At 65.8% G+C, this 22,948-nt stretch carries 20 protein-coding genes; 11 read left to right on the top strand and 9 right to left on the bottom strand.

The window, feature by feature from the left end:
• Positions 1-36: 36 nt before the first annotated feature.
• Positions 37-2,358: an FdhF/YdeP family oxidoreductase gene (locus E8M83_RS23115; RefSeq protein WP_137175706.1), complete on the bottom strand. Its 2,322-nt coding sequence runs from the start codon at positions 2,356-2,358 to the stop codon at positions 37-39.
• A gap of 252 nt (positions 2,359-2,610) precedes the next feature.
• Between E8M83_RS23115 and E8M83_RS23110 the strand changes: the two genes are divergently transcribed.
• The 3 genes from E8M83_RS23110 to E8M83_RS23100 all read left to right on the top strand — a co-directional run bounded on the left by E8M83_RS23110 (position 2,611) and on the right by E8M83_RS23100 (position 5,730).
• The gene (locus tag E8M83_RS23110; RefSeq protein WP_307721865.1) at positions 2,611-4,158 is read left to right on the top strand and encodes a catalase; all 1,548 of its coding nucleotides are present in this window, start codon (positions 2,611-2,613) and stop codon (positions 4,156-4,158) included.
• Between the two features lie 79 nt (positions 4,159-4,237).
• Positions 4,238-5,239, top strand: a complete 1,002-nt coding sequence (locus tag E8M83_RS23105) for a S9 family peptidase (protein WP_137175705.1) — start codon at positions 4,238-4,240, stop codon at positions 5,237-5,239.
• A 29-nt stretch (positions 5,240-5,268) separates the two neighbouring features.
• The gene (locus tag E8M83_RS23100) at positions 5,269-5,730 is read left to right on the top strand and encodes a hypothetical protein (protein WP_137175704.1); all 462 of its coding nucleotides are present in this window, start codon (positions 5,269-5,271) and stop codon (positions 5,728-5,730) included.
• Between the two features lie 53 nt (positions 5,731-5,783).
• Here E8M83_RS23100 and E8M83_RS23095 read toward each other — a convergent pair whose 3' ends face one another.
• Positions 5,784-7,052 carry a nitronate monooxygenase gene (locus E8M83_RS23095; protein ID WP_137175703.1) on the bottom strand — a complete coding sequence of 423 codons (1,269 nt, stop codon included), beginning with the start codon at positions 7,050-7,052 and terminating at the stop codon, positions 5,784-5,786.
• Between the two features lie 177 nt (positions 7,053-7,229).
• Complete coding sequence (locus E8M83_RS23090; protein WP_137175702.1) at positions 7,230-7,715, bottom strand: YajQ family cyclic di-GMP-binding protein; 486 nt, start codon at positions 7,713-7,715, stop codon at positions 7,230-7,232.
• A 304-nt stretch (positions 7,716-8,019) separates the two neighbouring features.
• Here E8M83_RS23090 and murB point away from each other — a divergent pair, with 304 nt between their 5' ends.
• The 5 genes from murB to bla all read left to right on the top strand — a co-directional run bounded on the left by murB (position 8,020) and on the right by bla (position 13,553).
• Positions 8,020-9,048 (top strand): UDP-N-acetylmuramate dehydrogenase, encoded by a 1,029-nt coding sequence (gene murB, locus E8M83_RS23085; RefSeq protein WP_137175701.1) that lies wholly within the window; start codon positions 8,020-8,022, stop codon positions 9,046-9,048.
• A gap of 10 nt (positions 9,049-9,058) precedes the next feature.
• Positions 9,059-9,781, top strand: coding sequence for an SDR family oxidoreductase (locus E8M83_RS23080; protein ID WP_137175700.1), 723 nt, complete (start codon positions 9,059-9,061; stop codon positions 9,779-9,781).
• 62 nt (positions 9,782-9,843) lie between these two features.
• Positions 9,844-10,227: a BlaI/MecI/CopY family transcriptional regulator gene (locus E8M83_RS23075; RefSeq protein ID WP_137175699.1), complete on the top strand. Its 384-nt coding sequence runs from the start codon at positions 9,844-9,846 to the stop codon at positions 10,225-10,227.
• Positions 10,224-11,939 carry a M56 family metallopeptidase gene (locus tag E8M83_RS23070; protein ID WP_137175698.1) on the top strand — a complete coding sequence of 572 codons (1,716 nt, stop codon included), beginning with the start codon at positions 10,224-10,226 and terminating at the stop codon, positions 11,937-11,939. The genes E8M83_RS23075 and E8M83_RS23070 overlap by 4 nt, the downstream gene beginning before the upstream one ends.
• A 21-nt stretch (positions 11,940-11,960) precedes the next feature.
• Positions 11,961-13,553: a subclass B3 metallo-beta-lactamase gene (gene bla / locus E8M83_RS26150; RefSeq protein WP_206077510.1), complete on the top strand. Its 1,593-nt coding sequence runs from the start codon at positions 11,961-11,963 to the stop codon at positions 13,551-13,553.
• Between the two features lie 9 nt (positions 13,554-13,562).
• Here bla and E8M83_RS23055 read toward each other — a convergent pair whose 3' ends face one another.
• Genes E8M83_RS23055 through E8M83_RS23040 form a run of 4 tightly spaced genes read right to left on the bottom strand, consistent with a single transcriptional unit; the run spans position 13,563 to position 17,303 of the window.
• Positions 13,563-14,477, bottom strand: coding sequence for an amidohydrolase family protein (locus E8M83_RS23055; RefSeq protein ID WP_137175697.1), 915 nt, complete (start codon positions 14,475-14,477; stop codon positions 13,563-13,565).
• A gap of 9 nt (positions 14,478-14,486) precedes the next feature.
• Positions 14,487-15,182 carry a 4-carboxy-4-hydroxy-2-oxoadipate aldolase/oxaloacetate decarboxylase gene (ligK, locus tag E8M83_RS23050; protein ID WP_137175696.1) on the bottom strand — a complete coding sequence of 232 codons (696 nt, stop codon included), beginning with the start codon at positions 15,180-15,182 and terminating at the stop codon, positions 14,487-14,489.
• A 7-nt stretch (positions 15,183-15,189) separates the two neighbouring features.
• Positions 15,190-16,215, bottom strand: a complete 1,026-nt coding sequence (locus tag E8M83_RS23045; RefSeq protein WP_137175695.1) for an amidohydrolase family protein — start codon at positions 16,213-16,215, stop codon at positions 15,190-15,192.
• On the bottom strand, positions 16,212-17,303 hold the full coding sequence (locus E8M83_RS23040; RefSeq protein ID WP_137175694.1) for a 4-oxalomesaconate tautomerase: 1,092 nt from the start codon (positions 17,301-17,303) through the stop codon (positions 16,212-16,214). The genes E8M83_RS23045 and E8M83_RS23040 overlap by 4 nt, the downstream gene beginning before the upstream one ends.
• Positions 17,304-17,410: 107 nt before the next feature.
• Here E8M83_RS23040 and E8M83_RS23035 point away from each other — a divergent pair, with 107 nt between their 5' ends.
• The 3 genes from E8M83_RS23035 (at position 17,411) to E8M83_RS23025 (ending at position 20,534) form a co-directional block, all read left to right on the top strand.
• Positions 17,411-18,310 carry a LysR substrate-binding domain-containing protein gene (locus tag E8M83_RS23035; protein ID WP_137175693.1) on the top strand — a complete coding sequence of 300 codons (900 nt, stop codon included), beginning with the start codon at positions 17,411-17,413 and terminating at the stop codon, positions 18,308-18,310.
• A gap of 145 nt (positions 18,311-18,455) precedes the next feature.
• Positions 18,456-19,427, top strand: coding sequence for a tripartite tricarboxylate transporter substrate binding protein (locus E8M83_RS23030; RefSeq protein ID WP_137175692.1), 972 nt, complete (start codon positions 18,456-18,458; stop codon positions 19,425-19,427).
• Between the two features lie 99 nt (positions 19,428-19,526).
• Positions 19,527-20,534: a porin gene (locus E8M83_RS23025; RefSeq protein WP_170976900.1), complete on the top strand. Its 1,008-nt coding sequence runs from the start codon at positions 19,527-19,529 to the stop codon at positions 20,532-20,534.
• Positions 20,535-20,630: 96 nt separating this feature from the next.
• On the opposite strand, the gene E8M83_RS23020 is transcribed toward E8M83_RS23025, so the two are convergent.
• Both E8M83_RS23020 and argF read right to left on the bottom strand, forming a co-directional pair.
• Entirely contained in the window at positions 20,631-21,863 is a 1,233-nt protein-coding gene (locus E8M83_RS23020) for an argininosuccinate synthase (protein ID WP_137175690.1), read from the bottom strand.
• Between the two features lie 114 nt (positions 21,864-21,977).
• Positions 21,978-22,901 (bottom strand): ornithine carbamoyltransferase, encoded by a 924-nt coding sequence (gene argF / locus E8M83_RS23015; protein ID WP_137175689.1) that lies wholly within the window; start codon positions 22,899-22,901, stop codon positions 21,978-21,980.
• Between the last annotated feature and the right edge of the window lie 47 nt (positions 22,902-22,948).

The following is a 22,948-nucleotide window of genomic DNA, read 5'->3' as shown; positions in this document are numbered from 1 at the left end:
CCAGCTTACACCTGTTCCGAATTCGCTTGGCAAGCGTTACGTGACGTGGGCAACAGGACTGGCTTCGGCACTGCATTCGAGCAGCACGTCGATCGACTTCGCCGCCGGCACCTTGCTTTCCTTGGCGTGGTGCCACAGCGGGATCAGGGGATTGCACTCGGGGTAGTAGCCGGCGATGCAGCCGGGCGGCACGTCGTAGGGCACGATCTGCAGGCCGTCGACGCGGCGCTCGACGCCGTCGTCGGCTTTTGTGCGCAATGCGACCAGGTCGCCCTTGGCCAGGCCATGGCGCGCCATGTCGGCCTGGCCCATGAACAAGACCATGCGGCTGCCGTGCACGCCGCGGAAGCGGTCGTCGTGGCTGTAGATCGTGGTATTGAACTGGCCGTCGCTGCGGATCGTGAACAGGCGCAGCACCCCATCGCCGCCCGCCAGGTCCGGATTGCCCGGCAGTTCTTCCGGCGCCGTGAATTCAGCCTTGCCGCTGTCGGTCTTCCAGATCCGTTCGGCGGCGGCGAGCGGCTTGCGGAATCCTCCGGGTGTCCACATGCGCTCGTTGAAGTCGCGGAAGATCTCGGGGAAGGTCTGTTCGATCGCATCGCGGATACTGGCGTAGTCGGCGACCCAGGCATCCCAGTCGACGCGCGGGTTCGGGTCCAGCGTGGCCTTGGCGATGCCGGCCACGATGGCGGGCTCGGACAACAGGGAGGGCGCGGCCGGCTCGGCCATGCCGCGCGAACCGTGCATGCACGAGGTGCTGTCCTCGACCGTGACCGCCTGCGGCCCGGAACGCTGGCGGTCGATCTCGATCCGCCCCAGGCAGGGCAGCAGGTAGGCCGCCTTGCCGTGGATGACGTGGTTGCGGTTGAGTTTGGTTGCGACCTGCACCGTCAACGGCAGCTCGCGCCAGGCCGCTTCCATCAGCCGCGTCTCCGGCACAGCGCGCAAGAAATTGCCGCCCAGGCCGATGAAAGCCTGCAGCTCGCGCTTGAGGATCGCCTCGCAGGCATCGACCGTGGTCAAGCCCTGGTCGCGCGGCGGCTCGAAGCCGTATTGTTCCCTGAGCTTGTCGAGCGGGGCCAGTTCGGGCTTTTCGGTGATGCCGACCGTGCGCTGGCCCTGCACGTTGGAGTGGCCGCGCACCGGGCAGATGCCGGCGCCGGGCTTGCCGATATTGCCGCGCAACAGCAGCAGGTTGACCATCATCGTCACGTTCTGCACGCCGTTGCGGTGCTGGGTCAGGCCCATGCCGTACACGCCCATCGCGGCGCCGGCCTTGCAATAGACGTCGGCCGCTTGTTCGAGCGCGGCGCGCGGCAGGCCGGCTTCGCGCTCGATCGCGTCCCAGCCGCAGGCGCGCACGGCGCGCTCGAAGGCGTCGAAGCCATGGGTGTGCTCCCCGATGAAGGCAACGTCGATCACGCGCTGTTCGCCGCGCGCCTTCGCCGCATCGTCCAGCGCGAAGATGGCCTTGCACATGCCCATGATGGCGGCAGTGTCGCCGCCCGGCCGGACCTGGTGGTACTGGGTGCTGATCGCGGTCTCGTGGCCGGTGATCATCTCGAGCGGGGATTGCGGATTGGTGAAGCTCACCAGGCCGCGCTCGCGCAGCGGATTGAAGGTAATGATCGGCACGCCGCGCCTGCGCGCTTCCTGCAGCTGGTGCAGCATGCGCGGACTGTTCACGCCCACGTTCTGGCCGAAGAACAGGATGCATTCGGTATGCGTGAAGTCGTTCAGTCCCACGGTGCCGACGCCGACCCCGATGGTCTTTTGCAGGCCGACCGAGGTGCTTTCGTGGCACATATTCGAACTGTCCGGCAGGTTGTTATTGCCGTACATGCGCGCCAGCAGCTGGTACATATACGAGGTTTCCAGCGAGGCGCGGCCGGACGCGTAGAACACCACCTTCTTGCGATCGAGGGTGCGCAGGTGGACGCCGATCCCGGCGAAGGCCACGTCCCAGTCGACCGGGCGGTATTTGTCGCTGGCGGCGTCGTAGCGCAGCGGGACCGTCAGGCGGCCATGGTCTTCGAGCTCGTGGTCGCTCCAGCTTTCCAGCTCGGTGAGCGTGTGGCGATCGAAGAAGTCGGGACCGATGGCACGGCTGGTGGTTTCCCAGGCGGTGGCCTTGGCGCCGCTGGAACAGAATTCGAAAGGATGCGGGTCGGCCGGCTTGGCCCAGGCACAGCTGACGCAGGCATAGCCGTCCGGCTTGTTCTGCTTGAGCAGCAGGCGCGTATCCTTCAGCACCACACCCTGGCCTCCCAGGGCTTGCGTCACGTCGCTCACCGAGCCCCAGCCTCCGGCTGGCATGGTGGCGGGTTCGACGCGGACGGGTTGTTCTGGCTCGCTCATCTGATCTCCCTGGTGGTGAAGGCCTACCGTAGCGTCCACAGCGGCTGCAGCTCGGTGCGTCCACGCACATAGACCGGTAATCCTGGACAAATGCCGGGTCATTCGAAGGGCGACACGCCGTGCCGCGCCTTCTACCGGAGACTAGGGCTTTTAATCAAATACCTATCGCTTCCATAAAAATAATTTATTTCATAAATGACATACTCATCTATAGGATGACTATCTCCAATTGAAATTAAATAGGTTTTAACTATGATCTTTGTATTTTCTTCAGCGGGGCGCCTGGCCCTGTGCGCACTGACCCTGTCCGCGGGCGTCATGGCGCTGGTGCAGGGCGCCCATGCCCAGACCCTGACCAAGGATAACGGCGCCCCGGTTGGCGACAACCAGAACAGCCAGACCGCGGGTCCCGGCGGTCCGACCCTGCTGCAAGACGTGCATCTGATCCAGAAGCTGCAGCGTTTCGACCGCGAGCGCATCCCGGAACGCGTGGTGCATGCCACCGGCACCGGCGCCCATGGCAGCTTCGTGGTCACCGACGACTTGTCTGACCTCACCAAGGCCAAGCTGTTCAGGCGCGATACCGTGACGCCCGTATTCGTGCGCTTCTCGACCGTGATCCCGAGCCGCTCGGGCGCCGAAACCACGCGCGACCCGCGCGGCTTTGCCACCAAGTTCTACACCCAGGAAGGCAACTGGGACCTGGTCGGCAACAACCTGCCGATCTTCTTCATCCGCGATGCGATCAAGTTCCCGGACATGATCCACGCGCTGAAACCCGACCCGGTCACCAATGTGCAGGAACCGGAGCGCGTGTTCGACTTCTTCTCGCACGTGCCGGAAGCGACGGCCATGCTGACCCGCGTGTATTCGAACTACGGCACGCCAGCCAACTACCGCCAGATGGATGGCAGCAGCGTGCATGCGCTCAAGCTCGTCAATGCCAAGGGTGACTATGTGTACGCCAAGTTCGCCTGGAAGTCGAAGCAGGGCGAGCGCAACCTGCGTCCGCAAGAGATCCCGCTGGTGCAGGGCAAGAGCACGGCCCACGCCACGGTCGACCTGTACGAGTCGATCAAGGCCGGCCAGTTCCCGCGCTGGGACCTGACCGTGCAGGTGCTCAAGCCGCAAGACCTGGACAAGTTCGATTTCGATCCGCTGGATGCGACCAAGACCTGGCCCGGCATTCCGGAGCGCAGGGTCGGCACCATGACCCTGGACCGCGTGCCTGACAACTTCTTCGAGGCGACCGAGCAGGTCGCGATGGCGCCGGGCAACCTGGTGCCGGGCATCGAGGCATCGGAAGACCGCATGCTGCAAGGCCGCCTGTTCTCGTACATCGACACCCAGCACCACCGCCTGGGCGCGAACTTCCAGTCGCTGCCGATCAATAAGCCGCTGGTGCCAGTGCGTAACCACCAGCAAGATGGCCAGGGCAATATCGATGGCCGCAAGGGTAGCGTGAACTACCAGCCGAGCCGCCTGGCGCCGCTGGTCGAGGATCCGAACGCACGCTCGAGCACTCTGCCGCTGGCCGGCGCCACCCAGCAGCAGCGCATCGCCAGGACGTTGAACTTCCGCCAGGCCGGCGAGTTCTACCGCTCGCTGAGCGCCCAGGACCGCGATGACCTGATCGTCAACCTGTCGGGCGACCTGAAGCGTGTGCAAAACGTGGAGACCCGCGACATCATGCTGTCGCACTTCTGGAAGGCCGATGCCGATTACGGCAAGCGCCTGGTGAAGGCGGTGGGCGGCGATGCGGCGAAGATCGCGGCGCAGGCTGCGGCGCTGAAAGAATAAGCGCGCGCTACCCGCATCGCATTGCATCGCGATGGACGGAAAGGCAATATCGAAGGCTTGCATACTGTAAAGGACCTTCGTGAGCATTTCCGCCCATCGCGTCATTCTTGCCTTCTCCATGGCGACGGCCCTGGCCGCCAGCTTGCCGGCCACCGGCGCGCAGCAGAGAGAGACCTTTCAGTTCACTGGCTGGAGCCTGGACCGCGTCACGTTGCCGGCCGATGAAGGGCCGGCGGTCAGCTACTACCTGTCAACGCCCAAGGCAAAGGCGCCGCTGGTATTGTTCGTGCAAGGGTCGGGGTGCACGCCGCCGTTCAGCGGGCTGGGCACCGACCAGCGCAGTTCCGCGATCTTCAACTGGGTACCGCTTGCCGCCAGCGGGCGTTATGCCGTGATGGCGGTGGACAAGCCGCATCAGCCCGCGCAGCAGGATGGTGAAGCGGGCAGTGCTGCCGGCTGCGGCGACGCATTCAATCGATCTTATTCCTACGATACCTGGCTGGCCACCTTGCGCCGGGCCCTGCGCCATGCGCTGGCCCAGCCCGAAATCGATGCCGGCCGGGTGCTCGTGATCGGGATCTCGGAAGGGGGTGCGCTGGCGGCGGGCCTGGCGCGCGCGGTGCCCGAGGTCGGCGCCGTGGCGCTGAGCGGCACGTCGGGCACGACCCAGTTGTACGACTTCGTCGCGCGCATCCACCAGGGCAGCGGGAGCGATGCCGACAAAGCGCGTGAGCTGGCCGCGCTCGATACGACGGTGGCGGCCATCCTGGCCGATCCCTCCAGCGGCAGCAAGTTCGCCTGGGGACATCCGTACCGGCGCTGGAGCAGTTTCTTTGCGCAGTCGGCCGGCGACAATCTGCTGCAGTCGAAGGCGCGCGTGTACATCGCCACGGGCATGCAGGACGCCAGCACGCCGACCCTGTCGACCGAGGTGATGGCTGCCCAGCTGCGCGGGCAGGGCAGGGATGTGACGATGCGGCGCGTGCCGACGGCGAACCACGACCTGGTGCCGGCAGGCGGAGGTTACGAGCAGGTGCAGGCAGAGTATGACGCGATCATGCGCTGGTTCGAGCGCGGCTGAGAAGGGGGGAGTGCGATATGGCGTGTGGGGTGCGATTCAAGAGGCTATACGACGACGATGGTTTCAGCCAGGTCGAGATCGCCGTCGAAGACGAGCGGGCATCGATCGCTGTCCAAGCCTACGTCAATCTGCCCATGCTGGAGGCCATCGCGCTAGCGCTTGAAAACTTTACCGAGATCGTGCCTGGCGCGGCCTTCGACATCGCGCTTGGCAGCACTGGCGAGCATATCGCAGGCGGGGGCGTCGATATCGCATTCAGCGTGACCCGGCAGCGGGCCATCGTCATGACGGTGCTGGCGCGCAGTCAGTATGGCGATATTGGCGCGCGCCAATTCGGCGAGGCCGGACTGACGCGGGGCGCAATGGAGTTGCGCACCTTCCTTGTCACCGAACCAGCCTTGCTTGACCGGTTTGCCATGCAGTTACGTGGATTCTGCAGCGGATTCCAGGATCGTTGCGAACTGGAGGCGGAAGGCGGCTGGCTCGCCTGAACCAATAAAAAAGCCACGGCAGGGCCGTGGCTCAGGCTGGGTGAGCGGGGCGCTTACGCCGCCGCCACTTCCTGCTTGACCGGCAGCGCGATCTCGTTGTTCACGCTGAACTGGTAATCCTTGAACACATGCTCGGCGCTCAGGATCTGGTAGTTGCCGTCCGCCAGCAAATGCGTGGTGTCCTTCAGGCGGTAGGTATAGTGGCCGCAGGTCCAGCAATTGAAGTTGCGCATGTGCGTGCACAGGCAGGTCTTGTCCATCACCGAGACTTTTTTCTGGTCCGGATGGGCCTGTACCTCGCGGTTGTACGAGTTGATGTAGGCGCAGTTGCCGGTCGCGTCCAGCAGATAGCCATACGATTCGCAGCCTGGACGGATGCCGGAACCGATCGCCGGCGTGTTCTTGAGCATGCGCATCGGATAGCCGGTTGGCGACACGCCATTGACCTCGATATCTTCTTCGCTGGCGCGGAAGTATTCCTGCTTGACGCTGTCAGGCAGGCCGCACTCGTGGGTCACGGTGAAGCGGGTCGCCACCTGCACGGCGCCAGCGCCTTTTTCCAGGAAGCCAGCCGCATCCGATCCCGTAAACACGCCGCCAGCGGCGATCACCGGGATGCCCAGTTGCTCGGCCTGCATGAAGGCGTGGATCTCGTCCATGATGGTGTGCAGGTCATACTGTTTCCAGTCATCGATGCCGAAGCCCAGATGGCCGCCGGCCAGCGGGCCTTCGACGATCACGAAGTCAGGCTTGCGGTCCAGGCGCGAGACCTTCTTGAGGAACAGCTGCAGCGCGCGCACCGAGGACACGATGATGCCCAGGTGGGCGTCGCGGAAGCGCGGGTGATCCTTGATCAGCTCGAACGAGCCCAGGTGCAGGCCGGCCGACAGGGTGATGCCGTCGATGCCGGCGTCCAGCGCCGCGCCCAGGCGCACGCGCAGGGTTTCCTTCGGCGCGTTCATGGTCAGCTTTTCCATGCAATTGACGTAGACAAGGCCATCGCCTTTCTTCGCTTCCATGGTCGAACCGACGTGGCGCCGGGTCGCCTCGGCCAGGTGGTCCAGGTCGAACTGGACCACCGCCTTGTTCATATTGTTGATGTTGAACTTGTAGGTCTTCGTCTTGTCTTTGACGAAGGTGGTGTCGAACTTGCGGTCGGACACGTCTTGCGACATGGCGTCGGAGATATGACCGATACCACCGAGACGGGCCGCTTCGAGGGCCAGCTCGGACGTCGAGATGTCCACACCCATTCCGCCGATCATGATGGGCACATATTCCTTGTTGCCCATTTTTAGGCGGAAATCATCAACACGTTTCATTGCTATCCTTAGACTACCTGATTTGCCCGGAGTTGCGGCGACGCGCAGCGTGATCGAAAAAACGCGCGAATTTCGCACGGCGCCATTCTACTCCAAGCGGGGCAAGGCGCCGCGGATCCTTGTCCGCCCGCGCCTCGCTTTCCAGGCCGGTCGTGCCGGCCACGATGCGACTTGCGATCAGTCGCGGAAATTATTGAATGCCAGCGGCAGGTCTTGCACGTCCTTGCGCAGCATCGCCATTGCCGTTTGCAGGTCGTCGCGCTTGGCGCCGGTAATGCGCACCGATTCGCCCTGGATGCTGGCCTGCACCTTCATCTTGCTTTCCTTGACCAGCTTGGTGATCTTCTTTGCGTCTTCGGTCTCGATGCCGTTGCGCACCTTGATCACCTGCTTGACCTTGTCGCCGCCGATCTTCTCGACCTTGCCTTCATCCAGGAAGCGGACATCGACCTTGCGCTTCGACATCTTGTTGATGAGCACGTCCTTGACCTGGCTGAGCTGGAAATCGGAATCGGCGAACAAGGTCAGTTCGCGCTCTTTCTGTTCGACATTGGCCGAGCTGCCCTTGAAGTCGAAGCGGGTCGTGATCTCCTTGTTCGATTGCTCGACCGCGTTCTTGACTTCGACCATGTCTGCTTCGCAGACGACATCAAACGATGGCATGGAGTGTGTCCTTAATTGATACAGTGTGGAGAGCCTGTCCCGATAGGTGGGAGTCGCTCCTGGCGCGCCTGGCGAGCGTGTACTGCGTTGCTCGTCGTTGCATGGCTCGCCATGCGGCCTCCTCGCGCCTTGCCCACGCCCGCCATGCATCGCCATGAGCTTCCCCCCACCTACCGGCACAGGCTCTAGATTAATCCCTCTATTTTAACGGACAACGGCCCGGATCGCGACCGTTTTGCCAGGCTGGAAAGTCGGGAATGCGTGAACCACTATAATGAAACGACATTTTTTTATCCGTTAAGTCATGCACCCAGACCTGCCCATCGTCCACGACCAGCCGCTCGCCGGCTTGAACACCTTCCGCATCCCCGCCGTGGCGCGTCAATACCTGCGCGTCACCGGCGCCGGGCAATTGACGGCGGTGCGCGCCGATCCCGCCCTCGCCGCCTTGCCGCGCCTGGTGCTTGGGGGCGGCAGCAACCTGCTGTTCACGCAAGACTTCGATGGCCTGGTGCTGCACATGGCCGGCCAGGGGCGCGAGGTCCTGGGCGAGCAGGGCGGCAAGATCCTGGTGCGGGCCCAGGCTGGCGAGAATTGGCACGCCTTCGTCCAGTACACGCTGGAACAGGGCCTGGGCGGTCTCGAAAACCTGTCGCTGATCCCCGGCACCGTGGGCGCCGCGCCTATCCAGAACGTGGGGGCGTATGGCGTAGAAACCAAGGATGTATTCCACAGCCTCACGGCCTTCGACATGGCCAGCGGAGAGATCCGTACCCTGGACGCCGCCGCCTGTCGCTTCGGCTACCGCGACAGCATCTTCAAGCAGGCCGACGGCCGCGAGCTGATCGTGCTGGATGTGACCTTCGCCCTGCCGGCGGCTTGGCAGCCGAACCTGCGCTATGCCGAACTGGCCAACGCGGTGCAAGAGGCGGGTCTGGCCGCGCCCACGCCCCGCGATGTCGGCGCCATCGTCGAAGCGATCCGCCGCCGCAAGCTGCCCGATCCGCTCGAGATCGGCAATGCCGGCAGCTTCTTCAAGAATCCGGTGGTGTCGGGCGAGGAATGCCGGATCCTGCTCGAGACGTATCCGAACCTCGTCCACCATGCCCAGCCGGACGGCAGCGAGAAGCTGGCGGCGGGCTGGCTGATCGACCAGTGCGGCTGGAAGGGGCGCCATATCGGCCCGGCCGGCGTCTACCACAAGCAGGCGCTGGTGTTGGTGAACCTGGGCGGCGCCGAGGGGGCCGACGTGGTGCGCCTGGCACGGGCGATCCAGTCCGACGTGGCGGCGCGCTATGGCGTGGCGCTCGAACCCGAACCCGTATTCATTTGAGGAACCCAGGATGAAGAAAGCCATCGTCACCGGCCACACCCGTGGCCTCGGGGCCGCGATCGCGGCCGAATTGCAGGCGCGCGGCGTTGCCGTGCTGGGCCTGGCGCGCGGCCGTTCGCCACTGGCGGGCATCGACCAGGCCGAGGTCGACATGGCCGACCCGGCCGCCTTGCAGGCATGGCTGGCGGGCGCCACCTTGCGCGAATTCCTGGCCGACGCCAGCCAGGCGCTGCTGGTGAACAATGCCGGCGTCGTCACCCCGGTCGGCCCGCTCGCCGCGCAAGATCCCGCAGAGGTGCTGCGCGCGGTGTCGCTCAATGTCGGGGCGCCGCTGGCGCTGGCCGCCGCCTTCGTCCAGGCCGCGCCCAAGGCCGAGCGGCGCATCCTGCACGTCTCGAGCGGCGCGGCGCGCAATGCCTATCCCGGCTGGGCCGTGTATTGCGCGACCAAGGCCGCGCTCGACCAGCATGCGCGCGCGGTGCTGCTCGATGGCGGCATGCGCGCAGGCGGCGCGCGGGTGCTTGCCTGCAGCCTGGCGCCGGGCGTGATCGATACCGATATGCAGGCCGCGATCCGCGCCACGCCGGATGCGGACTTCCCGCTGCGCGAGCGATTCGTTGCGCTGAAGGAGGGCGGCGCCCTCGACTCGCCCGCGGTTTGCGCGAAGAAGCTGGCCGACTACCTGCTGGCGCCGGGCTTCGGCAGCGAACCGGTCGACGATTTGCGCAACTAGTTGACAGGCATGCGACAGTTGTCGCATGATTGCGTCAATAGTCGCAAGATGGAGTCGTACCCATGCCTGTCCCCTCGATGTCCGAACTGAGTCTGCTCAAGGCCTTGTGGCGCCGGCAGCCGCTGAGCGCCCGCGAAATCCACGATGCCGTGGTCGGGGAACTGGCGTGGTCGTATTCGTCGACCCGCAAGACGCTCGAACGCATGCTGGAGAAAAACATGGTGCGCCAGGAGCTGCGCCATGGCGTGCAGGTCTACGAGGCGGCGAGCGACAAGGTCGACACCCTGGCCGCCTTCGCCCATGATTTCGGCCGGCGCGTGATGGAGATCGATACACCGCTGCCGGTCAATATGTTCACTGGCAGCAAACTGGTCGACGATGCCGAGCTGGCGCGCCTGGAGCAGCTCCTGAACGACTGGCCGGACGAGAAAGACGGCGCGCCATGACCGCGCTCGACCAGCTCGCGATCCGCTTCCTGTTCGCCAGCGCCGGCTGCCTGGCGGCCGGGCTGGCGGTATGGGGCGCGGCGTGGCTGGCGCGGCGCTGGCTGCCGGCGCTGGGCATGCAGCGCTCGACCTGGCTGCTGGCGCAAGTCGCGATCGCGGCCACTTTCGTGCTGCTGCTGATGCCGCCTGCCCAGCAGGCGCCCATGCGGCCGGTGTTCGAAGTCGATGTGAGCGCCGCGGCGGCGAATCAGTCCGTGGCTTCGACGGCGCCCGAGGGCGTCGCCGGCATGCTGGCCGACACCGTCCACCGGCGTTCGCCGCTGGCGTGGCTGGCCTGGACCTGGGTGCTGGCCTATGCGGCCGGCCTGGCGTGGATGCTCGGCCGCCTGTGGCGCGGCCAGCGGACGCTGGATCGGCTGATACGGGGCGGCGCGCACCAGGCGCATGCAGCGCAGCCGGCCATCGTCGAAGTCGACGCCCCGATCCCGCCGATGCTGGTCGGCCCGTTCAGGCCATGCCTGTTGCTGCCACGTGGCTTGCGCGACATCGACCCGCTGCAGCGCGAACTGATCGTGGCCCACGAACTGACGCACTGGCGCCGCGGCGACCTGTGGTGGCTGACCTTGGGCGCCATGCTGCAGGCGCTGTGCTGGTTCAATCCGGCGATGCGCAGCTTGCGCGAAAAACTCAGCTGGGCGCAGGAACTCGGCTGCGACCGCGACGTGTTGCGCGGCCGGCCGCCGCGCGAGCGCCGCGCCTACGCTGCGGCGCTCGTCGCCCAGCTGCGCATGCAGCACCACGCGGTGCACGGGGCGCTGGCGTTTGGCGGCGTCACCCCGGATACCCTGGCGGCCCGGGTCGAGCTGATCCGCGCCCCAGGCACCGCGCGCCATACGGCCCTGGCCCGCGGTGCGGGATGCGCGATCCTGGCGCTGGCCTTCGGCGCCAACCTGGCGCTGCAGCCGGCGCTGGCCTGGACCAGCCAGCCTTCGAGGCTCGATTGCACCCTGATGCTCGACGCCGCGAGCGGCGCGCGCCTGGTCGAGCAGGGCGACTGCGGCGTGCGCGCCACGCCGGCCTCCACCTTCAATATCGTCGTCAGCCTGATGGGTTATGACGCCGGCATCCTGGTCGACGCCCACACGCCGGCGCTGCCGTTCAGGCAGGGCTATATCGACTGGCTGCCGGCCTGGCGCACGACCACCGATCCCACCGGCTGGATCCGCAATTCGACCGTGTGGTATGCGCAGCAGGTCACGTCGCGGCTCGGTCTAGCCGCCTTGCAGTCCTACCTGGGGCGCTTCGACTACGGCAACCGCGACCTGTCGGGCGGCGTGACCGATGCCTGGATCGGTTCCTCGCTGCAGATCTCGGCAGGGGAGCAGGCGGCTTTCCTGCGCAAGGTCGTGAACCGCGAACTGGGCCTGTCCCCGCAAGCCTACGACACGACGGCGACCCTGCTGCGCCTGCCCACGCTGCCGAACGGCTGGGACGTGTATGCCAAGACCGGCACCGCCGTGCTCGAGCAGCCGGCCGGCACGCAAGAGCCGGCGCGCTCCTATGGCTGGTTCGTCGGCTGGGCCAGCAAGGGAGGGCGCACGATCGTGTTCACACGCATGACCCTCGACCGCCAGCACCCGGAGCGCGCGGCCGGGCCGCTATTGAAAGAAGCCTTCCTGCGCGAACTGCCGTCAAGGCTGGACGCGCTCTAAACTCCCACACAAGGACATCCCATGAAGATCACAAGCCTGGCATTGGCCGCGGCTGGCCTCGTCGCGTGCGTACATCCGGCAGCGGCCAGCGACTGGAATACGCCACAGGAACCGTTCGCGCTCTCCAGCGACAGCTATTACGTCGGCACCCGTGGGCTCAGCGCCGTGCTGATCACCTCGAAGCAGGGCCATATCCTGATCGATGGCGCCATTCCGGAAGCCGCAAGCCAGATCGCGGCCAATGTCCGCAAGCTCGGTTTCAAGGTCGAGGACATCCGCTTCATCCTCAACTCGCACGAGCATTTCGACCACGCGGGCGGGATCGCCGAACTGCAGCGCCTGTCCGGCGCCGAGGTCAAGGCCAGCCCCGCCGCGGCGCCGGTCCTGCGTACCGGCAAGGCCAGCCGCGGCGATCCGCAATACACGTCGCTGACCGACATGGCGCCGGTGAATCATGTCGGCATCGTGCGCGACGGCGAAACGATCGAGGTCGGCCCGCTGGCCGTCACCATGCACGCGACGCCTGGCCACACGCAAGGCGGCTCGACCTGGACCTGGACCTCGAACGATGGCGGCAAGCGCATCAATATGGTCTACGCCGACAGCCTGAATGCCATCGGCTCCGGCGGCTTCCGGTATGGCGGCGACCCGGCCTACCCGAACGCACGCAGCGACATCGAGCGCTCGATCGCCAAGGTCGCGGCGCTGCCATGCGATGTGCTGGTTTCGGCGCATCCGGAGGGAAGCGATCTGTGGCAGCGCCATGCCCAGCGCGCAAAGCTCGGCAATGCCGCCTTCATCGACAAGGCCGCCTGCCGCGCCTATGCCGACACGGGCCGCGCGCGCTTGGCCAAGACGCTGGCGGCCGAAGCAAAAACGCCGGCGATCGTATGGCGCGACAATGCGCGGATTACGGAGCTGTTCGACCAGGCCGGCGTGACCGGCACCTTGGTCGTGCACGATGTCGCCACCGGCAAATACACGGGCCACGATCGCCAGCGTGCCCATATCCGCTACGTCCCGGCCTCGACCTTCAAGATTCCGAACTCGCTGATCGGACTGAGTACCGGCGCGGTATCCAGCGTGGACCAGGTGCTGCCCTATGGCGGCGGCCCGACTTATTTGCCGCAATGGGCCAGGGACATGCCGCTGCGCGAGGCGATCCGGATCTCGAACGTTCCCGTGTACAAGGAGCTGGCGCGCCGCATCGGCATGCCGCGCATGCAGGAAAGCCTGCGCCGGCTCGATTACGGCAATATGGACGCGGGCGCCGTCGTCGACACCTTCTGGCTCGAGGGCCCGTTGAAGATCAGCGCGATCGAGCAGGCCCGCTTTTTGGGCCGCCTGGCGCAAGACAAGCTGCCGTTCCCGAAGCCGGCGATGGCGGCGGTGCGCGAGATCGTGCGCCAGGACGACAACGCCAACCTGTATGCCAAGACCGGATGGTATATGCCGGATGACCGCAAGAACCAGATCGGCTGGTGGGTGGGCTGGGTCGAAAAGGACGGCAAGGTGTATGCCTTCGCCCTGAACGTCGACATTACCGACGAGACTGCCGCCGCCAAGCGGGTCCCGCTCGGCAAGGCGGCGCTGCAGTTGCTCGGCCTCTTGTAGGCAGGACGCCTAGCGTTCTTCAGGCCAGTACAGCCGCATCGGATTATCGACCAGCAGCTTGCGCTGCAGCTCCGGCGTTGGCGCGATGTGGGGGATGAAGTCCACCAGCAGCCCGTCGTCCGGCATATGGTCCTTGAGGTTCGGATGCGGCCAGTCGGTCCCCCACAAGACGCGGTCCGGGAATTGTTCCACGATGCGGCGCGCGAACGGCGCCACGTCGCGATAGGGATGGGTCTCGCCGTCCAGCGCGGCCGGGCCCCGCAGCGACAGCCGCTCGGGGCAGCTCACCTTGGACCAGACGTTCGGATGGCGGCGCATGAATTCCAGGAATAACGCGAACTCAGGCCCATCGACCGGCTGGCCGACGTCGGGCCGGCCCATGTGGTCGACCACGACGATCGTCGGCAGGGCGGTGAAGAAATCCCATAGCTCGGGCAGGTCGCGGGCTTCGAAATAGATGACCACGTGCCAGCCCAGCGCGGCGATGCGGCCGGCGATGTCCATCAGGTCTTCCTTCGGCGTAAAGTCGACCAGGCGCTTGACGAAGTTGAAGCGCACGCCGCGCACGCCGGCCTCGTGCAGCGCCTTGAGCTCGTCGTCGCCGATGTCGCGGCGCACGGTAGCCACGCCGCGCGCGCGGCCGTTCGAGGCGCGGCAGGCGTCGACCAGGGCGCGGTTGTCGGCGCCGTGGCAGGTGGCCTGCACGATCACGTTGCGCGCAAAGCCCAGGTGGTCGCGCAGCGCGAACAGTTCGCGCTTGCCGGCGTCGCAAGGCGTGTACTTGCGCTCCGGCGCGTAAGGGAATTCGGCGGCCGGGCCGAACACGTGGCAGTGGGCGTCGACCGCGCCCGCCGGCAGCGCGAAGCGCGGCCTGGAGGGCGCCGGATGCCAGTCGAGCCAGCCCGGGGTCTTGGTGGCGTGCATGGTCGTCCCCTAGTCGATGTAGACCAGCCCGGCCTGCTCGAGCGGGCCGCGCATGGCGTACATGTCCAGTCCCAGCACGCCGGCCGCGAGCTGTGCGCGCTTGCCGGCTTCGAGGGCCTCGCGTTTCGCGGCGGCCTCGCGCACGCGCTCCACGTCGGCGGCCGGCACCACGACCACGCCATCGTCGTCGGCCACGATCGCGTCGCCTGGCTGCACGAGGGCGCCGGCGCACACCACCGGCACGTTGACCGAGCCGAGCGTGGCCTTGATGGTGCCCTTGGCGCTGATCGCCTTGCTCCAGACCGGGAAGCCCATGGCGCCCAGCTCGCGCACGTCGCGCACGCCGGCGTCGATCACCAGCGCCTTCGCGCCGCGCGCCATGAAGCTGGTCGCGAGCAGGTCGCCGAAATAGCCGTCGCTGCAGTCGGCCGTGATGGCGGCCACCACGATGTCGCCGGGCCGGATCTGTTCGGCCACCACGTGCATCATCCAGTTGTCGCCCGGGTGCAGCAGCACCGTCACGGCAGTGCCGGATACCTGCGCGGAATGGATCGGGCGCATATACGGTTTCATCAGGCCCATGCGGCCCATTGCCTCATGCACGGTGGCGCTGCCGAAGCGGGCCAGCGCCTCGGTGGCGGCGGCGTCGGCGCGCACGATATTGCGGCGTACGACGCCCAGCTGGGTGTGGAGTGGAGTCGGCATGTTCATGTCATAGTCCTTTCGCCGCAAGGAGGGCGTCGAGCCGTGGATACACGCGGCGCGCATTGCCCTCGTAGATCTGGTGGCGCTCGGCAGGGGTGATATTGGCCGCGTCGATGTAGCGCCGGGTGTCGTCGTAATGGTGGCCGGTCTCGGGGTCGATGCCGCGCACGGCGCCGATCATTTCCGAGGCGAACAGCACGTTCTGCACCGGGATCACCCTGGTCAGCAGGTCGATGCCCGGCTGGTGGTAGACGCAGGTATCGAAGAACACATTATCGAGCAGGTGGTCCTGCAGCAGCGGTTTCTTCATTTCCTGGGCCAGGCCGCGATAGCGGCCCCAGTGATAGGGCGCGGCGCCGCCGCCGTGGGGGATGACGAACTTCAGGGTCGGAAAGTCGGCGAACAGGTCGCCGCTCAAGAGCTGCATGAAGGCCGTGGTGTCGGCATTGATGTAGTGCGCGCCCGTGGTGTGGAAGCAGGCGTTGCACGAGGTCGAGACATGGATCATCGCCGGGATGTCGTACTCGACCATCTTTTCGTAGACCGAATACCAGTGGCGGTCGGTCAGTGGGGGGCTGGTCCAGTGGCCGCCCGATGGATCCGGGTTCAGGTTGATGGCGACGAAGCCATACTCCTTGACGCAGCGTTCCAGTTCCGGGATGCAGCTGGCCGGATCGACGCCGGGCGACTGCGGCAGCATGGCGGCGCCGACGAAGCTGTCCGGGAACAGCCGGCTCACGCGGTGGCATAGCTCGTTATTGATCGCGGCCCAGGCGGCGCTGGTCTCGAAGTCGCCGATGTGGTGGGCCATGAAGCTCGCGCGCGGCGAGAACACGGTCAGGTCGATGCCGCGTTCGCGCATCTTGCCGAGCTGGTTGCTGGCGATGCTCTCGCGCAGTTCGTCGTCGCCGATGCGCAGCTCGGCGGCCGACGGGGCCAGCGCGCGGTCGTGCAGGCCGGCGATCTGCCGTTTGCGCCAGGCTTCCAGTGCCGGCGGCGCGGTGGTGTAGTGACCGTGGATATCGATGATCAAGCTGTGTTTCCTTTCTTCCAAACCGTTTGGGGCACCATGACGTCGCCGCGCATGATGAGGCGTGCGGTGCGCAGCAGCGCGGCCCGCTTGACGTTGCGTGGGTCGGAGGGATCGACTTCGAGGTCGACCGAGAATTCGCCGCCCGGATGCTCGACCGAGATCCGTCCGCCGCCGGCCGGCGCGACGGCGATGCCGTCGGCCACCGAGCCCTCGAGCATGCAGGCGGTGGCCACCGTGACGGCGGCCAGCACGCCGATCGCGTCGTGGCAGACGTGGGGGATGAAGCTGCGCGTGCTCACGCTGCCCCCAAGGCGGGGCGGCGCGACCAGGGTCATCTTCGGGTAGTTCTTGTCGCCCACGTCGCCCAGTCCCATGGCATGGCCGCAGGCCAGGCGCAGGCGCTCGAGCCGCGTCTTGAGTTCGGCGTCGGCGTTCAGTTCGGCCACGCCTTCATAGCCGCTGCGGCCGAGCGCCGCGGCGGGAACCAGCACCAGGGGCATGCCGTTGTCGATGCAGGTGACCTCGATGCCGTCGATGACGTCCTTCACCTTGCCGGTCGGGAGCAGGCTGGCGCAGACCGAGCCGGCGGTATCGAGGAAGTCGATATCGACCGGGGCGGCGGCGCCGGGCACGCCGTCGATGCGGGCGGTGCCTTCGTAATTCACCTGGCCATTCGGCGTCTGCACCGTCATATCGCACTGCATGCCGGTGTTGAGGGTCAGGACGCGCAGCGTGGTGGTGGCGCCGGTCGGCGCGGCCAGGCCGGTTTCGAGCGCGAACGGCGCGACCGCGGCCAGCATATTGCCGCAGTTCGCGCTGGTGTCGACCCGCTCGCTGTCGGGCTGCAGCTGGACGAACAGGAAGTCGATGTCGACGCCCGGCGTGGCGCTCTTGCGCACGATGCCGGCCTTCGAGGTCAGCGGATGGGCGCCGCCCAGGCCGTCGATCTGGCGCCGGTCGGGCGAGCCGAGGACGGCCAGCAGCACGCGGTCGCGCGTCGCGGGGTCGGCCGGCAGGTCAGATTCGAGGAAGAACGGACCGCGCGAAGTGCCGCCGCGCATGAACAGGGTAGGGATGGCAGTCTGCATGGACAGATTGTGGAGGGCCGGCCAGGCGCTGGACAGGGCGGCCTCCATCTAGCAGCTATAGCGGATTGCTATATCATTGCGCGAACACGCAACATTCTTGGGGTCGAATGGATATCAAGCAATTGACGTATTTCGTGCGGGTGGCGGAACTGGGCAGTTTTACGCGCGCCTCGATCGTGCTCGACATCGCGCAGCCGGCCCTGAGCCGCCAGGTGCGCCTGCTCGAAGTGGAGCTGCGCCAGAACCTGCTGGTGCGCAACGGCCGCGGGATCACGCTGACCGAGGCCGGCAAGGTCTTGCTCGAGCATAGCCGCGGCGTGCTGCACCAGATGGAACGCCTGCGCGAAGAGCTGTCGCGGGTTCGCGGTTCGCTGGCCGGCAGCGTGGCGGTCGGGCTGCCGCCCACGCTGGGCCGGATCCTCGCGGTGCCGCTCACGCGCGCCTTCAAGGCGGCGATGCCGGACGCCAGCCTGTCCATCCTGGATGGCCTGTCGAAGACGATGCAAGAGTCGCTGCTGACCGGGCAGCTCGACATCGCCCTGGTCTACAACGCCCTGCCGACGCCGGGCATCGAGCTGCGTCCGCTATTGCAGGACGAACTGCTGCTGGTGCAGGGCGGCGGCGAAACGGGCGGCGACGGCGCGATCGCGCTGGCCGACCTCGCGCGCCACCCCTTGATCATCCCGGCGCGGCCGAACGCGCTGCGCATGCACGTGGAGACCGCGCTGCTGAACATCAGCGCCCAGCCGCGCATCGCGATGGAGGTCAACAGCGTCGCCACCATCCTCGACCTGGTGGCCGACGGCGTCGGCAGCGCGGTGCTGTCGCGCCACGCCGTGCTGACCGCGGCCCAGCCCGAACGGTTCACCCTGCGCCGCATCGTCGATCCGGGCCTGTTCCCGCTGCTCTCGATCGCCACCGGCGCCGACCGCCCGGCGACCGGCACCCAGCGGGCCACGCTGGACATCCTGGAGCGGGTGGCGCGCGACGTGCTGCGCCGGCCTTGAATGCGAGCTATAACGGTTTGCGATAGCTGTTAGGTGGCAGACATGGTTGTTGGGCAATGGACGGAAATTAATAATAGTCACGCAGCTTCCATCCACAACAGGCACTGCCAAAAGTGCCGATCCACAACCGAGACACGCTATGATCATGCAAAAGAAGAGGTGGCTGGCCGTCGGCCTGGCCGCACTGTCGCTGACCATGTCGCTGGGCGCCAGCGCCCAGGACTATCCCCAAAAACTGATCACCATCATCGTGCCGTTCGGTCCGGGCGGCGTGGCCGACCTGACGGTGCGCCTGGTGGCGCAAAAGATGGCCAAGTCGATGGGCCAGCCGATCATCGTCGAGAACCGTCCCGGCGCGGGCGGCATCGCCGCCGCCAATGCGGTGGCCAAGGCCAGGCCCGATGGCTACACGCTGTTCTTGATGAGTAACGGCACCGCCGTCAGCGCCAACCTGTTCAAGAAGCTGCCGTTCGATACGCAGAAGGATTTCGCGCCGATCTCGACGCTCGGCTATTTCGACCTGGCGCTGCTGGTCAACAAGCAGGTGCCGGTCAAGTCGGTGGCCGACTTCATCGCCTATGCCAAGGCCAATCCGGGCAAGCTCAATATCGGCACCATCAACCGCGGCAGCACGCAGAACCTGGCGGCCGAACTGTTCGTCTCAATGGCCGGCATCGACGCCCTGATCGTGCCCTATAAAGGGTCGCCCGAAGTGCTGACCGCGACCGGCACCGGCGAACTGAATGCCTCGTTCGAGATCTTGAGCCCGGCGCTCCCGCAGATCAAGTCGGGAGCCTTCAATGCGATCGCAGTGACTTCGGCCAAGCGCTTTGGCGGCTTGCCGAACGTGCCGACCGTGGCCGAGAGCGGCCTGCCGAACTACCAGGCGACCAGCTGGAACGCGCTGGCCGCGCCGGCGAAGACGCCGCAACCGGTCATCGACCGCCTGGCGCGCGAGATCAATGCCGCCGTCGCCGACCCCGACGTCAAGGCGCGCCTGCTGGCGCTGGGCATCGTGGCCCAGGGCGGCACTCCCGCATCGACCAGCAAGCTGCTGGCAACCGATACCGCCAAATGGGGCGCGGTGATCGCCAGGGCGGGCATCGAGAAGCAGTAAGCCGTTCCACGGCGCCAGCAGCACCCGCAGCACCCGCGGCATGGCGGCGCCATGCCCTCTCCACTCCTACAACTACAATACATGAGAACTTCACACATCATGCGCCAAGGCGCAGGCCTGCTGCTGGCCGGCGCATCCCTGGGGGCGGCCGCCCAGGACGCGACCTCGCTCCAGCTGTATGGCCTGGTCGGCGCCTACGGCGCCCGGATCGAACGCAGCGGCGACCCGCAAGCCGTGAACCAGGTGGGCCACGGCGGCCTGACCACCTCGTACTGGGGCATTCGCGGATCGGAAGGGCTGGGGGACGGCTACAAGGTGATCTTCGCGCTGGAGAGCTTCTTCCAGACCGATACCGGCGCCCAGGGCCGCAACGTCAACGACCCGATGTTCTCGCGCAATGCCTACATCGGCATCGAGGGCGGCTTCGGCAAGTTCACCGTGGGACGCCAGACCAACCCTACCTATATCAATATGGGCATGGTGAGCCCGTTCGGCATCTCGGTGGCGTTCTCGCCGCTGGTGCTGCATTCCTTCGTGGCCAGCTATAACGGCGCGCTGGTCGGCGACACGGTCTGGAACAACGCGATCCAGTACGCCACGCCGCGCACCAACGGCTTCGCGGGCAATGTGATCTATGGCCTGGGCGAGGTGGCGGGCAGCAGCGGCACGGCCAACCTCGGGCTGCATGCCAATTATGTGAAAGGTGCCTTCACGGCGGTGCTCTCGGCCCAGCGCTTCCGGATCCCGGTGACGGCGCCGCTGGCCGCGCAGAAAGGCTACCTGGCCGGCGCCGCGTATGACTTCAAGGTCGTCAAGCTGCATGGCGCGATGGTGAAATCGCAGGCCGAGGGCACGCTCAACGACACGCTGACGCGCGATGTCGGGATCAAGATCCCGGTCACGGCGCAAGGATCGGTGCTGGCCGAGTTCGCTCGCACCAGGCGCGAGCGCGCCGCCGTGGCGGACAATGTGCGGCGCACGTTCTCGCTCGGCTACGACCACTTCCTGTCGAAGCGCACCGACGTCTACGCGATCTATATGCGCGACAAGCAGACCGGCTTCGACGCCGGCGACAGCGTCGCGCTGGGACTGCGCCACCTGTTCTAGTATCGTCCTGAATACAAAAAGCCGCCCGGCTTGCGCCGGGCGGCTTTTTGTCGTTCACGCGTCGCCGCGTGAAAGGCCTGCGCTTACTAGCCGCGCTTATTGCCCGCGCTTGGCGCGCGCCTTGGCGGCGATGCGCATGCGCAGGGCGTTGAGCTTGATGAAGCCGCCCGCATCGGCCTGGTTGTAGGCGCCGCCGTCTTCGTCGAAGGTGGCGATGTTCATGTCGAACAGCGAATCGGTCTTCGAATCGCGCGACACGACGATCACATTGCCCTTGTACAGCTTGATGCGCACCCAGCCGTTGACGGTCGCCTGGGTGTGGTCGATCAGGGTCTGCAGCGCGACGCGTTCCGGCGCCCACCAGTAGCCGTTATAGATCAGCGAAGCGTAGCGCGGCATCAGGTCGTCCTTCAGGTGCGCCACTTCGCGGTCGAGCGTGATCGACTCGATCGCGCGGTGCGCGCGCAGCATGATGGTGCCGCCCGGGGTTTCATAGCAGCCGCGCGACTTCATGCCCACATAACGGTTTTCCACCAGGTCCAGGCGGCCGATGCCGTGCTTGCCGCCCAGGCGGTTCAGCTCGGTCAAGACGGCAGCCGGCGACAGGCGCTTGCCGTTCAGGCCGACGATATCGCCTCGTTCGTATTCGAGGTCGAGGTATTCGGCTTCGTCCGGCGCCTGTTCTGGCGACACGGTCCAGCGCCACATCGATTCCTCGGCTTCGGCGCTCGGGTTTTCCAGGTGGCGGCCTTCGAAGGAGATGTGCAGCAGGTTGGCGTCCATCGAGTACGGCGCGCCGCCGTTCTTGTGCTTCATGTCGACCGCGATGCCGGCATCTTCGGCGTACTTCAGCAGTTTTTCACGCGACAGCAGGTCCCATTCGCGCCATGGGGCGATGATCTTGACGTCGGGTTTCAATGCATAGGCGCCCAGCTCGAAGCGCACTTGGTCGTTACCCTTGCCGGTCGCGCCGTGCGAGACGGCGTCGGCGCCGGTCTCGTTGGCGATCTCGATCAGGCGCTTGGCGATCAGCGGACGTGCGATCGAGGTGCCCAGCAGGTATTCGCCTTCATACACGGTGTTGGCGCGGAACATCGGGAACACGAAGTCGCGCACGAACTCTTCGCGCACATCGTCGATATAGATATTCTCTGGCTTGATGCCGAATTTCAGCGCCTTGGCGCGCGCCGGTTCCAGTTCCTCGCCTTGGCCGAGGTCGGCGGTGAAGGTGACGATTTCGCAGTTGTAATTGTCCTGCAGCCATTTCAGGATGACGGAGGTGTCGAGACCGCCGGAATAGGCAAGGACTACTTTCTTGATGTCGCTCATGGGAGTTCCAGTGATGGAGGGATGGTAGAGGAGTAATGGTCAGCTGGCGCGCAAATCCATCCCGTCATTACAACAGGATGGACGGCCAACGATCAAGCTTCAGGGGTAAAAAAATCAATCTTCAATACGACCGAGCAGCAGGTACTCGATCAGGGCTTTCTGCACGTGCAGGCGGTTTTCGGCTTCGTCCCAGACGACCGATTGCGGGCCGTCGATGACGCCGGCCGAGACTTCCTCGCCGCGGTGCGCCGGCAGGCAGTGCATGAACAGGGCGTCGTCGGCCGCGCGCGCCATCTTGGCTTCGTCGACGATGAAGCCGTCGAAGGCTTTCAGGCGTTCTGCGTTTTCCTTCTCGTAACCCATGCTGGTCCAGACGTCGGTATTGACCAGGTGCGCGCCCGCGCAGGCGTCGGACGGATTGTCGAACAGGGTGTAGCGCGCGGTGTTCACCAGGCCCGGATCCATCTCGTAGCCCTTCGGCGTCGAGACGTTCAGGTGGAAGCCGAATACCTCGGCCGCCTGCAGCCACGAGTACAGCATATTGTTGGCGTCGCCGATCCAGGCGACCGTCTTGCCGGCGATCGAGCCGCGGTGTTCCCAGAAGGTGAACACGTCGGCCAGCACCTGGCAGGGGTGGTGTTCGTTGGTCAGGCCATTAATCACCGGCACGCGCGAATTGGCGGCGAAGCGCTCGATGATGTCCTGGCCGAAGGTACGGACCATGATGATGTCGCACATGCGGCTCATTACCTGGCCGGCGTCTTCGACCGGCTCGCCGCGGCCCAGCTGGCTGTCGCGGGTATTGAGGTAGATGGCGGCGCCGCCCAGCTGGTGCATGCCCGCCTCGAAGCTGAGGCGGGTACGGGTCGAGCTCTTTTCGAACACCATCACCAGGGTGCGGTCGACCAGCGGATGGTAGACCTCATAGGCCTTGAACTTGCGCTTGATGATCGCCGCGCGCTTGATCACGTATTCGAACTCGTCGCGCGTGAAGTCGGAGAATTGCAGGAAGTGCTTGATCGGAGTGGTGCCTGGCATAGTGGTGTCTACTCGATTGTTGTCCCTTGAATTATAAGGGTTTTTGC

Source organism: Massilia sp. HP4 (assembly GCF_005222695.1).
Taxonomy (GTDB): Bacteria; Pseudomonadota; Gammaproteobacteria; order Burkholderiales; family Burkholderiaceae_D; genus Telluria.
The sequence above is the reverse complement of the archived record's forward strand: the minus strand, read 5'-3'. Positions and strand labels throughout refer to the sequence as shown.